The sequence below is a fragment of the Nonomuraea sp. NPDC004354 genome (genome assembly GCF_053602555.1).
Map to the genome: position 1 here is coordinate 371,661 of NZ_JBSGDV010000004.1, position 11,657 is coordinate 383,317.

The following is an 11,657-nucleotide window of genomic DNA, read 5'->3' on the forward strand; positions in this document are numbered from 1 at the left end:
TTCATCGTGTCCGTACCGGACACCGTTCAGGCCGACACCGTCGTACGCTGCCGGAGGCTGATCGCCTCTTCCTCCAGGTTCACCGCGACCCGGGTGGGGTCCCACTTGATGGCCAGGCAGGTGAGCAGGCCGACCAGCGGCACCACCGACAGGACCATCAGGCTGTTGCCCACGCCGATGCCTGCCTGGAGCTGCGGGAACAGGTACAGGCCCGCCACCGAGCCGAGGCTGCCGAGCATGCCGGTCACGCCGGTGCCCAGCGTGCGGATGTCGCTGCGGTACGAGAGCGCGGCGATCGACTTGCCGTTGGGGCCGGGCCCGGCGGAGTGGAAGAAGATGAACAGCACCGGCAGCAGCGCGGCCAGCGCGACGGGCAGTTGCTTGAACGTCGCGCCCATGACCAGCAGGGCGACGAACACCATGGCGTAGCCGGCCATGGAGCTGACCCGCAGGCCGAAGCGGCGCCCCGCGTAGGCCGACAGGCAACCGCCGACGATGCCGACCGCGTTGAAGGCCATGGAACCCAGCGTCGCCTTCTCGAACTCGCTGCCGAACAGCTCGAGGCTGATCACCGGCAGGTACCAGCCCACGGCGAAGTACTGCATGGCCTGGGTGAGGGAGATGGCGGTCGACAGCACGGTCCTGGGCAGGTAGGGCTTGCGGAACAGGACACCCGCCTCACGGAACCCGACCGGGTGGGCGCCCTCCTGGGCCGGCCCGGTCTCCCGCGCCCCTTCCTGTACGGCGAAGCCGTACATCCGGCGCAGGTTCGCCACGGACTCCCCCAGCCTGTTCTTGGCGGCCAGCCAGGTGGGGCTCTCCACCAGGAACAGGCGCTGCAGGACGAGCAGGACGAGCGCGAAGGCCGCCGACGAGCCGACCGACCAGCGCCAGATGTCGGCGCCGACGTCGAAGTTGTAGAACAGCAGGGTGAGCAGGAGGTTGGTGGTCGTCGCGGTGTACCAGACCCCCTGCCAGAAGTTGAGTCTGCCCTTGAGGGAGGCGGGGGTGTACTCGGCGAGCAGCGCCATCGCCACGGCGAAGTCGACGCCGTAGGCGACGCCCACCAGGGCCCGCCCGGCGAAGACGGTCTCGAAGTCGGAGCCGACCGCGGTCAGCAGCGCGCCGCAGGCGAAGACGACCTTCGTCATCAGCAGCGGCTTGACCCTGCCGATCCGCGCGGCGAGCCAGCCGCCGAAGGGGTTGGAGATGATCGCGATCGCGGGGGCCATGGCGGTGAGCACGCCGACCTGCGTCGGCGACAGGCCCAGTTGCTTCACCATGGGCGACAGGCCGGCCCCCAACGCCGCGTTGGAGTAGGCGTCGAGGAACAGGCCTGCCAGGGCGAGGAACCAGATCCAGTTCGCCCGGCCGCTCAGGCGCTTGAGAGTGTCGATGAGGTCGGCCGCGTCTCCCGCGTTGCGGATGACCGCTGGTGCCGTGTTCGCAGAGCCGTCGTTCATGCTCAGCCGCCTTTCGGGGGGTGTCCCTTGCCAGCGGTCCAAGAACGACAAAAAGCACAGACGAAGACCACTGACAGGGATGTCTTCGTCTGTGCCTGTCGGTTAGCGGGACGTTAATCGCGTAGTGTCCGATATGTCAAGCATGATGGGCCGGGTGTGAGAGGTTCCGGCACCCGTCCTACAGTCACCCGTCATGGCATATGTTGTGCAAGCCGTGTGGACCGCGCGCGACGGCGAGGAGACCGCCGTCGCCGACATCATCCGGACCATCACCCCGCTGTCGCGCCAGGAACCGGGCAACCTCTCCTACCAGGCCCACGTCGCCGTCGACGACCCGCGGCGGTTCATGATCTACGAGCGGTACGTCGACGCGGCGGCCTTCGAGGCCCACCGCGCCTCCCCGCATTTCCAGAAGTACGTCGTCGGTGACTGCCTGGCCCGCCTCGCCTCCCGGGAGGTCGTCGCCTACGAGCCCCTCGACCCCTGAGCGAGCCGGGCGGTCAGGCCGGGTTGCCGGCACAGGTGGGTCAGGCCGTAGACGGTGGCGTGCGCCGGTTCGGACGCCACGCGTACGGGCATGCGGAGCGTGCTGCGCAGCCGGTTCAGCAGCCGCGTCTGCCCGGCGCCGCCGCCGGTGACGATCAGGCCGCCGTCGCGGACCGTCGCACGCAGGTGGGCGGGCATGCGGTGCAGCAGACCAGCTGTCATGCGGACCACGCTGTCCACCGTGGGCCAGGGCAGGCCCGCGCGCGTGGTGGCGCTCAGCTGCAGGGCCACCGCGTCGGTGATGGCGCCGTCGTGGATGACGACGGCCTCCACGACGCCCGCGCCCACGTCCAGCAGCAGGCACGGCCGGGGATCGGTCACATCGAGACCGGCGCCGACGGCGGCCGCCAGGGGCTCCTCCACCAGCACCACCGGGCACTCGGCCGCCTCGATGACCGCCGTGCGCAGCGACCGGCGCTCGCTCGCCGTGGCGGCCACCGGCACGCCGACCAGTATCCGCTCCAGCGGCCAGGCTCCGGCCAGCCGCGCGTCGTAGAGAACGATGTCGACCAGCCGCCGGCAGGCCGCTGGATCGGCGACCACGCCGTGCCGGATCGGCCAGCGCAGTCCGGAGGGCGCCGTGGTCCCCGGCGCCCCCGCGGGGACCGCCGAGAGCCGCTCGGCGATCGCGAACGTTCCCGAGGTCAGCGACCTGGTGCGCACGGTTCCGAGGTCCAGGACCGCGTAACCGCCCATGTCACGGCGGCGCCGTCCGGTCTGCTCGCCGGTGCGTGCGGTGGTCTGGGGGGAGGTGCTCATGCCGACGCCTCCCTCTGCGGAGGTACGGCGCAGCCGTCGCAGGCGAGCCGGTGCGGCGCGCGCAGCAGCTGCTCGTACGGGATGAACGACGCGCAGTCCGTGCACACGCCGTAGCGCTCCCGGTCCATGCGGTCGAGTGCGGCCTCGATGTCGCCGACCTGCCGGTCCGCGCGCGAGGCACGCCCGCCCGTCGCGGGCGTGAGGGCGGCGAGCTGGTCGTGCAGCAGCCGGCGCAGTTCCTCCAGCTGCGCCAGGTGCCGGTCGTAGTGCTGGAGGTGAACCTGGACTGATCTGACGTCGGCCATGACGATGATCGGCTCCTTGCTTGCGGGAAAGGCCACGCCGCGCTGGACGTGGCGATGCCGAGCTCCCGGCGGCGCCCGCGACGCGGGCCGCGCGTGCACACCCGGGCATGCACAGCGGGCCTCCCGGCGTGCGAGCGGCCGGAGACAGGAAATCGAAGGACGCGACTAGATCAGCGGAGGACTGCGCGAGCCGGCGGCGCGGTGCGCCTCCTGCTGAGGATGGCGGATGGCGCTGGCACCGGGTTCCGGCCCTCCCGGCGACGGGACCTGGCCGGTCTCCGGCCGCCGTTCGGCGCGCAGCGCCGTCCACAGCGACGACACATGGCGCGTGGTGACCCCGGAATTCCGCGGCGGCAGGCTGGACAGCAGAGCGTCCTCGGCGCCCGGCGCCCAGGACTGGCCGGAAGCGTCGGCCGGCCGCAGCGCCACGCCGTGACCGGCGGGAAAGGAGCCGGCCAGCAGTAGAGACAGCAGGATCAGGCCGATCACGCCGGTGAGCGCGACGGCCGCTCGTGGTGTCCTCCACGGCCCCCTTGTCATGCCCCCGACCCTAGCCCAACCTGCGCGAAAACCGGCATCCGGGCGAAACGGGCACCAGGTGCGGCACGCCGATCTTTGCAATTCCTCCACATCTCCTGAGCCATGCCTGCACACGACCTTCCTATCGTGAGGCCGGTGACGGTCTTCGAGACGGGCCCGTCCGGTCGCGGGCGACCCGGACGGCGGCTCCCCATCTGGATTCCGCTGCTGTTCATGGGCGTCGTGACGGTGGCGCTGCCGGTGATGGAGCTGCACATCGGCCGGCTGTCGACGGCGCTGTGGATCCTCACTCCGGTGGTGACGCACGGGGCGTACGGCGTGGCGCTGCTCGTCTACGTGCTCGGGATGAAGTCCCTCGCCAGACGGGGCGCGCCGGCCGGTGCCGTGGGTCTGCTCCTGGTGGTCATCGGCATCGCCGGCCCGGTGACCCTGCGGTCCTTCCCCGAGTTGCGCATCCAGGCCCGTTTCCTGTTCGAGCGGCCGGCGTTCGACGAGGTGGCCGCCCTGTCGGACAGCGGACGGCTGCCCGCGTCGCAGCTCGGCGGCTACATGGGCGCGCGGCTGCCCGACCGCCTGTGCTTCGTCTCGGCCACCTGCCGGGTCAAGACGATCGGCACCAGCGGCGGGCGGCCCGTGCTGTTCGTGCCGGACTGGCTCGGCATCCCCGATGACGCCGTCGGCTACGCCCGTTTCGCGGCTCGTCCCGGCGGCGAGACCTTCGACGGGTACGGCATGCGCATCTGCCCGACCGTCGAGCTCCCGGACGGCTGGTGGTGGATGGGCCGCTGCCCACCAACTCGCTGACCGCCGCCGCTCCCCTCGGGCGCGGGCGACTCACAGCTCCATGCGATGGGGGACCGCATCCGGCCGGCCGTACGAGAGGATGCGCCGGAGAGCGCCGCGCAGTTCCTCGCGCGCCTGAGCCTCGATGTCCAGCGTGACGTCGATGATGTGGTCGTCGACGTGCAGGCCGGCCGCCGCGGCGGCGTCGAGGACGACCGTCAGCCGCGGGCCGTCCAGGACGATCTCCGTCACACAGCCGTAGGCGACGGCCGCGTTCTCCAGGACGAGGCAGTGGCTGTAGTCGTCGCCGGCCTCCTCGTCGTCCTCGAACTCGTCGAGCGAGCACTGGAAGACGAGACTGCGGCCGGTTCCGTCGAGGTTCTCGGCGACACCGGCCGACAGGGACTCCAGCTCGGGATCCTCGTCGACCCCCACGACGCGAGCGGTGAAGGCGTGTGGCATGCCGGGAGCCTAGTCACCTTCTTCCCGGCGCGGTGGAAGAGCGGCGCTGCTATGTCGCCCCGGTGAAGCGCGCATGGGTGGTGGTCGCGGCGTCCTGTCCGGCCAGGTCCAGGGCGGCGAGCCAGCACGCCGCCCCCGCCGTGTCCCGTGCGGTGCTGACGCGGTGTCCACGCAGCAGTTCCATGACGGCGTCGCGGACGGCGCCTTCGCTGGTCAGGACGCTGCCCGCCAGCACGATCGGCCCCTCGCGATGCAGCCGGGAGACGGTGGCCACCAGGCGGGCGGCGGCGGCCTGGACGATCCGCGCGGCCGCCGGGTCCCCCAGCGCGGCCGCCTGCCCGATCAGGGGCGCGGCGGCGGCGAGCGTCATCCGGTCGGCCTGCGCCTGCCGGACGATGCGGTCGGCTCGCCGCCGGGGCGGGCCGGTCACGCCGAAGTGCCGGCTGACCAGGTCGACCAGGGGTCCCGGCGGCGTGCCGCCGTCGAGGGCGTGGACGGCCGCCCGCACTCCGGCACGTCCGAGCCAGAAGCCGCCGCCCTCGTCGCCGAGCAGCCAGCCGAGGCCGTCGGCGACGGCGTCGACGGCGCGGCCGGTGAAGCGGGCGGCGGCGGCCCCGGTCCCGGCCAGCAGCACCGTGCCCGAGGGGGCGGGCGTGCCGGCGGCGTAGGCCACGTCCACGTCGCTGACCAGCCGCGGAGCGTGGGCCAGGCCTTGCTCGGCCCAGACCTGCCGGAGCACGGCGGCGAAGGAGCCGTCCGAGCCGGCCACCCCGGCGACGGACGCGGTCACCGCCGACGGGTCCAGACCGCCCATCGCCTGGCGCAGGGCGCTCGCGATGGCCGCGGCCGCCGCGGCGTCGCCGTGCGCGGCCGGGTTGCCGCCGCCGGCCGTGCCGTAGCCGGCTCTGGCGCCGGACAGGGTGTGGACGGCGACGCGGGTGGAGGTGCCGCCCGCGTCGACACCGGCGACGAGCATCAGCGCACCAGCCGCGCGGCGCCGGGCGCGAGGACGAACGTGGCGCCGATGGGCTCGTAGGACCCGGTGGCGGGGTCGAATGCGGCGGCCGGGCGGGCGAGCGTCACCTCGGTGGGCCGGTCGTGGCGGGCGTTGCACACGAACAGGTGCCGCTCGCCGTACCGGCCGACCACGACGTCACCGGCCGGCACCGCGCCGTCGGCGGCCGGCGCCGCGCCACGTGGCACCGGGCCGGTGTGCCCGGCCGACCGCCACGGCAGCCGCGCCAGCTCCTCCCCCACCGGCCGCAGCCAGCCGGTGTTGAGGTCGCGCACGATCCCGTAGCGCTCGGTGGACTGCCCGCCGTCGACGAGGGCCGGCTGGAAGCCCTCGCCGCGCGCCGGATCGGGCGTCCAGTAGGTGAAGTACTGGATGCCGGTGTAGCCGTAGGCCAGCGCGGTGTTGACCTGCCAGGCCAGCTCGGCGGCCGTCGGCGTACGGTGCCCGTCGTAGGCGAGCGTCTGGACGTACATCCACGCGGGCAGGCCGGCCCGTCGCGCGTGCGCGCGGATCAGCGCCAGGTCGGCGAAGTAGCCCTCGTCCTCGCCGGTGGACAGGAACGGATAGCGGTCGAAGGAGACCACGTCGGGACGGACGGTGTCGACGAAGCCGCCGACGTAGGAGTCGTAGGACCCGGTGACGTGGCTGGGGAACAGGTTGACGTAGGCCAGGTGCCCGCGGGCGCGCACGGCCGAGACCCCGGCCGCCAGGCGCGGGAAACGCTCGGGCAGCGGTTCGTCCATGAGGCTGATGCCCCGGAACGACGGGTGCCCCGCGTAGTCGTCGATCACCCGGCCGATCAGCGCCCTGGTCTGCTCCTCGCCGGGGTCCAGGTCGCGCATGAGCACCTCGACCCGCGGGTCGGAGGCCACGAGCACGCCGAGGCCGGTCTCGTCCGCGCAGGCCAGGGCGTGCCGCAGGATGACCGTGTCATTGAGGTAGTTGCCGGTGATGACCAGGTCGATACCCGCGTCGGCGATCTCGCGGTACCTGGCCACGGTCGTCTCGTGCGGAGGCGGCGGCCAGAACGCGGCGATCGTGAGGCTCACAGCGCACCGGTCCTAATCCGCCCCGCGTAGCGCGCGGCCAACGCGTCGTTGTGCGCGTCGGCGCCCGGGATGTTGGCGGACAAGTAGGTGGGCGGGACGGTGCCGGCCGCGCCGATCAGGCCGATCGCCTCGGCGACCATGAGCTGGACGGCGGTGGCCGAGGTGATCGAGGAGATGCCGCACACCGGCCCGTGCTCGGCCTCCAGGACGGCGTCGCCGTACGGGGCGAGGTTGTCGATCACGACGTCGGCCAGCTCGAACAGCCGCTCGCCCGAGGGGTGGCGGGAGGTGATGGCGGTGGTGTGCGCCAGGGAGGTGATCGCGATCAGCGGCAGCGAGCGCTGCTTGACCAGCCTGGCCATCTCCACGGTGGAGCCGTTGCCGCCGGAGTTGGAGGCGATCACGAAGACGTCGGCCGGCTCGATCCTGTGCAGGGCGAGCACCTGGTGGGCGGTGTGCGGGTCACGCTCGGCCAGCGGGTCGAACTCCTTCGGGGAGGCCGCGCCCAGCACCACGGGGTCGCGCAGGGTCAGCCGGTTGGTCGGGATGAGACCACCGGCCCGGCCGGCCACCTCCAGCGCCACGGCCTCCGAATGGCCGGTGCCGTAGGCGTGGACGACGCCTCCGGCCCGCACCGCCCCGGCGATCAGCGCCCCCGCCCGCCTGATGGCGGGCAGCTGGCTCCTCGTCAGCTCGTCCAGGCGCCGGCGCGCCTCGTCGGCGAAGGCCATCACAAGATCCATGAAGGGTTCCTCAACGGTTCATGCCGGCGGTCAGGCCGGCGACGATCTGGCGCGTGGCGATGACGAACAGCACGACCAGGGGGATCGTCGTCATCACCAGTCCGGCGAAGAGCGTTCCCCAGTCGTTCTGGAACTCGCCGAAGAAGTGGGTGAGCCCGACCGGCAGCGTCAGCCTGCTCTCGTCGCGCATCAGGACCAGAGGGTAGAAGAAGTCATTCCACAGCGGCACGAACTGGAAGACGACCACGGTGGCGACGGCCGGCCGTACCAGCGGCAGCATCACGTGCCAGAAGGTCGCCAGCGGGCCGGCGCCGTCCAGCGCGGCGGCCTCGTCCAGCTCGTGGGGCAGCTGGCGGAAGAACGCCGTCAGCACGAAGACGTTGAACGGGATCGAACCGGCCGCGTAGACGAGGATCAGCCCCAGCAGCGTGTCGACCAGGCCCATGCTCTCCATCAGGTAGAACAGCGGCAGCACGCCGAGGTGCGCGGGCAGCGTCATGCCGGAGATGAAGTAGGCGGTGAACAGGCCGCGCCCGCCGAAACGGCCGCGGCCCAGCGGGTAGGCCGCCAGCAGCGACACCGCGGCGCCCAGCAGCACCGCGCAGACCACGACGATCACCGAGTTGCCGACGTAGGTGGAGAAGGAGGCCTCGGTCCACGCCTTGGCGTAGTTGCCGAACCACGATCCGCCCGGCAGGCCGAGCGGGTCGTCGAAGATCTCGCCGGTGGGCCGGAACGAGCTCAGCACCATGACGATCAGGGGCGTCATGGAGAAGACGGCGTAGCCCCACAGCAGCAGCCTGATCCACAGGCCCTGTGCCCTGGTCATGCCTTCCTCCTCAGCACCCGTTCGAGCAGCAGGGTCGAGCCGAAGACGAAGGTGAACATGAACACCGCCAGCGCCGAGGAGGTGCCCAGCGCGTTGACGTCGCCCGAGGCGAAGGCGGCCCGGTAGAACAGCAGGCCGAGCACGTCGGTCGCGCCCGCCGGGGCGCCGTTCGAGCCGCCGAGGGCGTAGACGAGCGCGAAGGTGTTCATGCTGCCGATGAAGCTCAGGATGGTGACGGTGCCCATCGCGGGGCGCAGCAGCGGCAGCGTGATCCGCCGGAACACCTGCCACGAGCCGGCCCCGTCGGTCCTGGCGGCCTCGCCGTACTCCTGGGGGATGCCGCCGAGCGCGGCGCTGAACAGCAGCATCGGGAAGCCGACCCACTGCCAGGTGGTGATCAGGATGACGGTGGGCAGCGCCGTGGCGGGGTCGCCCAGCCACGGGACGGCCAGCTGCTCCAGTCCCGCCCCGCGCAGCAGCGAGTTCACCGGCCCGAAGGTCGGGCTGAGCAGCAGCGTCCAGAGGTAGCCGATGACCAGCGGGTTGACCAGGTACGGCAGCGCGAACATGGTCTGCAGCGCGCGCTTGCCCCGCCGTACCCGCGACAGGGCGAGGGCGAAGGCCAGGCCGAGCGTGTTCTGGACGAGCACGCTGCCCGCGAACAGCAGGGCGTTGTGGCCGAGCGCGGGCAGGAGCTGGTCGAGGAAGGAGCCGGACAGCAGCCCCGCGTAGTTGGCCAGGCCGGCGAAGCCGTCGCGCAGCGTGCCCTTCCAGGTGAACACGCTGTAGCTGAGGGCGGTGAACAGCGGGTAGACGACGAAGAGGGAGTAGAGGAGGAGGGCGGGGACCAGGAACAGGTACGACGATCCCCGCCGCGGGCCTACAGCCATGTGGACACGCTCTTGTCGAGCTGCTCGGCCGCCTCCCGGGCGGTGATGCGGCCCAGCAGCATCTCCTGCAGCGACTTGGAGAAGACGACCTGCGAGGAGGGGTTGCCGTAGGCGAACTCGTTCATGAAGTAGGCGGCCCCCTGCTGCTCGAAGGTGGTGGCGACCTGCTTGAGCAGGGCGTCCTTCGGGGTGACGCCGGGGACCGCGGAGAAGATGCGCAGGGTGTCGGTGAAGAGCTGGCCGTAGTCCTTGGAGGCCAGCCAGGCGGCGAACTTCAGCGCCTCGGCCCTGTTCCTGCTCTTGGCGTTGATGCCGTACGAGCCGTCGGTGAAGCCCGGCATCAGGCCCGGCCCGTTCGGCGCGGGCGGCGTGAAGACGCCCAGCTCGATGTCCTTGGCGTGCTGGCCGAAGAAGTTCAGCTCCCACAGGCCGCCGGGGAACATGGCGGCCTTGCCCGAGGAGAACAGGATCTGGGCGTCGGTGTAGGACACGCCGGCCACGTCGTCGGGGAAGTACGGCTTGAGCTTGTTGAGCTGGTCGATGCCCTCGACGAACGCGGGGTCGGCGAACTTCTTCTCCTTGGCCTTGACCGCCTTCAGGAAGTCGTCGCCGCCCCAGTGGGCGGTGCCGAAGATGCCGGCCACGACGGGCAGCATCCAGTCGTCCTTGCCGCCGAAGGCGAACGGCACGATCTTGGCGGCCTTCAGCTTCCCGGCCGCGGCGATCATCTCGTCCCACGTCCGGGGCGGGGAGATGCCGTGGTCGGCGAAGATCTTCTTGTTGTAGATGACCTGCAGCGTCTGCACGGCGAACGGCACGCCGTACACCTTGCCGTCCTTGTCGCCCTTGGCGGCGCGCAGCACCTTCTCGTCGTAGGCGGCCAGCCCCGGCACGTCCTTGACGTCGAGCGGCAGCAGGCGGCCGGCCTCGACGAGGGGCTGCAGGTTGGCTCCGGGGCGCAGCCAGGCCAGGTCCGGTCCGCTGTCCCCGGCCAGGCCGGTCGACAGGATGGTGTCGTACTCGGTGGCGGTGGTGAAGGAACGGGCGTCGACGTCGACGCCGGGGTGGAGTTTCTCGTACTCGGTGAACATCTTGTCGTAGTCGGCGTCCGGTCCCCACCCCCAGACCGACAGGGTGACCTTGCCGCCGGGCGCGGTGGCGGTCGAAGGGGAGGTCGAGGTGGAGGTCGAGGGGGCGCAGGCGGTGGCGGACAGGAGGGTGAGGGACAGCAGGACGGCGGCCGTGCGGGGGGCCAGGCGCATGGGGGGCTCCTGAGTCAGCGTTGGGGCAGGCGATGCTTGGCGACCGCGTCCGTCGCCGCGGTCAGCAGCTGGTTGCTGGTCTCGTGGGTGCGCTGGACGACGCCGATGTACAGGCAGTCGAGGACCAGCATCTGGGTGTGGCGGGCGGCCACGCCGCCGGCGCGGAAGGGGGTGTCCTGCGCCGCGGTCGTCAGCACGATGTCGGCGGCCTCGGCCAGCGGGCTGCGCGGGAAGTTGGTGACCGCGACGGTGGTGGCGCCGCGCTGTCCGGCGATGGCCAGCGGTTCGACGACCTCCGCCGTGGTGCCGGAGTGGGAGATGCCGATGGCCACGTCGCGGTGGTCGCGCGCGTTGGCGCTGCAGACGGCGCTGTGCACGTCGGTCCACAGCGCGCACGGCCGGCCGATCGCGTGCAGCCTGAGGTGCAGGTCCATGGCCACTCCCGCGCTGCCGGAGACGGCGAAGAAGTCGATGAACCTGGCCCGTACGAGGGCGGAGACCGCCCGTTCCACGGCGGTGACGTCGAGCTGCGCGGCGGTCTCCTCCATCGCGCGCATGTCGCTGGCCAGCAGGCTGCGCAGCACCATGCTGAGCGGGTCGTCAGGGGAGAAGGCGATGACGCTGTCACGCGGGCTGGCGTTGGTACGGCCGAGCTCGGCGGCCAGCGCCAGCCTGAGCTCGGGGTAGCCGGCCAGGCCCAGCTCGCGGCAGAAGCGGGTGATCGTGGTCAGTGAGGTGGCGCAGCGTTCGGCCAGCTCGGTGATGGTGGAGGCGGCCACGGCGGCGGGCTCGGCGAGGATCGTCTCGGCGATGCGCTGGTGTGCGACGGTGAGGGTGGGCGCCACTCCCCTGATCCGGGCCAGGATCCCGGTGGCGGTAGGTGAATTATTCTCCGTGGACGTGGCCATGGGAGGAAATTTCCCGTACTGACTGTCGCAATGTCAAGAGTTCACCTCGATGCCTCGGTGTATCCACCTGCCTGATGTGAATAATTCCCTTCGACGATCTCTT

14 protein-coding genes are annotated in these 11,657 nt (G+C 71.6%); 2 read left to right on the forward strand and 12 right to left on the reverse strand.

Annotated features, from left to right (window positions below):
- Positions 1 to 26: 26 nt before the first annotated feature.
- Positions 27 to 1,463: an MFS transporter gene (locus ACWENQ_RS16515; RefSeq protein WP_449918970.1), complete on the reverse strand. Its 1,437-nt coding sequence runs from the start codon at positions 1,461 to 1,463 to the stop codon at positions 27 to 29.
- A 193-nt stretch (positions 1,464 to 1,656) separates the two neighbouring features.
- On the opposite strand from ACWENQ_RS16515, the gene ACWENQ_RS16520 reads away from it, so the two are divergent.
- Positions 1,657 to 1,950, forward strand: coding sequence for a putative quinol monooxygenase (locus tag ACWENQ_RS16520; RefSeq protein WP_354908187.1), 294 nt, complete (start codon positions 1,657 to 1,659; stop codon positions 1,948 to 1,950).
- Here ACWENQ_RS16520 and ACWENQ_RS16525 read toward each other — a convergent pair.
- The 3 genes from ACWENQ_RS16525 to ACWENQ_RS16535 all read right to left on the reverse strand — a co-directional run bounded on the left by ACWENQ_RS16525 (position 1,929) and on the right by ACWENQ_RS16535 (position 3,613).
- Positions 1,929 to 2,768 carry a rod shape-determining protein gene (locus tag ACWENQ_RS16525; RefSeq protein WP_452414861.1) on the reverse strand — a complete coding sequence of 280 codons (840 nt, stop codon included), beginning with the start codon at positions 2,766 to 2,768 and terminating at the stop codon, positions 1,929 to 1,931. The two genes, ACWENQ_RS16520 and ACWENQ_RS16525, sit on opposite strands and share 22 nt — an antisense overlap.
- Positions 2,765 to 3,109 carry a hypothetical protein gene (locus ACWENQ_RS16530; RefSeq protein WP_452414863.1) on the reverse strand — a complete coding sequence of 115 codons (345 nt, stop codon included), beginning with the start codon at positions 3,107 to 3,109 and terminating at the stop codon, positions 2,765 to 2,767. Before ACWENQ_RS16530 ends, ACWENQ_RS16525 begins: the two co-directional genes overlap by 4 nt.
- 129 nt (positions 3,110 to 3,238) lie before the next feature.
- Complete coding sequence (locus ACWENQ_RS16535) at positions 3,239 to 3,613, reverse strand: hypothetical protein (RefSeq protein WP_452414864.1); 375 nt, start codon at positions 3,611 to 3,613, stop codon at positions 3,239 to 3,241.
- A 135-nt stretch (positions 3,614 to 3,748) separates the two neighbouring features.
- Here ACWENQ_RS16535 and ACWENQ_RS16540 point away from each other — a divergent pair, with 135 nt between their 5' ends.
- Positions 3,749 to 4,417, forward strand: coding sequence for a hypothetical protein (locus tag ACWENQ_RS16540; protein ID WP_452414865.1), 669 nt, complete (start codon positions 3,749 to 3,751; stop codon positions 4,415 to 4,417).
- A gap of 30 nt (positions 4,418 to 4,447) precedes the next feature.
- Here the strand turns inward: ACWENQ_RS16540 and ACWENQ_RS16545 are convergent, their stop codons facing one another.
- Genes ACWENQ_RS16545 through ACWENQ_RS16580 form a run of 8 tightly spaced genes read right to left on the reverse strand, consistent with a single transcriptional unit; the run spans position 4,448 to position 11,554 of the window.
- Positions 4,448 to 4,858: an Imm10 family immunity protein gene (locus tag ACWENQ_RS16545; protein WP_452414867.1), complete on the reverse strand. Its 411-nt coding sequence runs from the start codon at positions 4,856 to 4,858 to the stop codon at positions 4,448 to 4,450.
- A 49-nt stretch (positions 4,859 to 4,907) separates the two neighbouring features.
- Positions 4,908 to 5,834 (reverse strand): N-acetylglucosamine kinase, encoded by a 927-nt coding sequence (locus tag ACWENQ_RS16550; protein ID WP_452414868.1) that lies wholly within the window; start codon positions 5,832 to 5,834, stop codon positions 4,908 to 4,910.
- Positions 5,834 to 6,922, reverse strand: a complete 1,089-nt coding sequence (locus ACWENQ_RS16555) for a hypothetical protein (protein ID WP_452414870.1) — start codon at positions 6,920 to 6,922, stop codon at positions 5,834 to 5,836. The genes ACWENQ_RS16550 and ACWENQ_RS16555 overlap by 1 nt, the downstream gene beginning before the upstream one ends.
- Entirely contained in the window at positions 6,919 to 7,665 is a 747-nt protein-coding gene (locus tag ACWENQ_RS16560; RefSeq protein ID WP_452414872.1) for a sugar isomerase domain-containing protein, read from the reverse strand. The genes ACWENQ_RS16555 and ACWENQ_RS16560 overlap by 4 nt, the downstream gene beginning before the upstream one ends.
- Before the next feature lie 10 nt (positions 7,666 to 7,675).
- The gene (locus ACWENQ_RS16565) at positions 7,676 to 8,494 is read right to left on the reverse strand and encodes a carbohydrate ABC transporter permease (protein ID WP_354908176.1); all 819 of its coding nucleotides are present in this window, start codon (positions 8,492 to 8,494) and stop codon (positions 7,676 to 7,678) included.
- On the reverse strand, positions 8,491 to 9,384 hold the full coding sequence (locus ACWENQ_RS16570) for a carbohydrate ABC transporter permease (RefSeq protein WP_449918948.1): 894 nt from the start codon (positions 9,382 to 9,384) through the stop codon (positions 8,491 to 8,493). The genes ACWENQ_RS16565 and ACWENQ_RS16570 overlap by 4 nt, the downstream gene beginning before the upstream one ends.
- A complete protein-coding gene (locus ACWENQ_RS16575; protein WP_452414873.1) occupies positions 9,375 to 10,646 on the reverse strand; it encodes an extracellular solute-binding protein in 1,272 nt (423 codons plus the stop codon). The genes ACWENQ_RS16570 and ACWENQ_RS16575 overlap by 10 nt, the downstream gene beginning before the upstream one ends.
- Positions 10,647 to 10,660: 14 nt before the next feature.
- On the reverse strand, positions 10,661 to 11,554 hold the full coding sequence (locus tag ACWENQ_RS16580; protein WP_452414875.1) for a MurR/RpiR family transcriptional regulator: 894 nt from the start codon (positions 11,552 to 11,554) through the stop codon (positions 10,661 to 10,663).
- Positions 11,555 to 11,657 lie beyond the last annotated feature (103 nt).

Coding starts and splice junctions, on each gene's coding strand:
- ACWENQ_RS16515 (WP_449918970.1), bottom strand. CDS start 1,463: ATGAACGACGGCTCTGCGAACACGGCACCAGCGGTCATCCGCAACGCG.
- ACWENQ_RS16520 (WP_354908187.1), top strand. CDS start 1,657: ATGGCATATGTTGTGCAAGCCGTGTGGACCGCGCGCGACGGCGAGGAG.
- ACWENQ_RS16525 (WP_452414861.1), bottom strand. CDS start 2,768: ATGAGCACCTCCCCCCAGACCACCGCACGCACCGGCGAGCAGACCGGA.
- ACWENQ_RS16535 (WP_452414864.1), bottom strand. CDS start 3,613: ATGACAAGGGGGCCGTGGAGGACACCACGAGCGGCCGTCGCGCTCACC.
- ACWENQ_RS16545 (WP_452414867.1), bottom strand. CDS start 4,858: ATGCCACACGCCTTCACCGCTCGCGTCGTGGGGGTCGACGAGGATCCC.
- ACWENQ_RS16550 (WP_452414868.1), bottom strand. CDS start 5,834: ATGCTCGTCGCCGGTGTCGACGCGGGCGGCACCTCCACCCGCGTCGCC.
- ACWENQ_RS16560 (WP_452414872.1), bottom strand. CDS start 7,665: ATGGATCTTGTGATGGCCTTCGCCGACGAGGCGCGCCGGCGCCTGGAC.
- ACWENQ_RS16565 (WP_354908176.1), bottom strand. CDS start 8,494: ATGACCAGGGCACAGGGCCTGTGGATCAGGCTGCTGCTGTGGGGCTAC.
- ACWENQ_RS16570 (WP_449918948.1), bottom strand. CDS start 9,384: ATGGCTGTAGGCCCGCGGCGGGGATCGTCGTACCTGTTCCTGGTCCCC.
- ACWENQ_RS16575 (WP_452414873.1), bottom strand. CDS start 10,646: ATGCGCCTGGCCCCCCGCACGGCCGCCGTCCTGCTGTCCCTCACCCTC.
- ACWENQ_RS16580 (WP_452414875.1), bottom strand. CDS start 11,554: ATGGCCACGTCCACGGAGAATAATTCACCTACCGCCACCGGGATCCTG.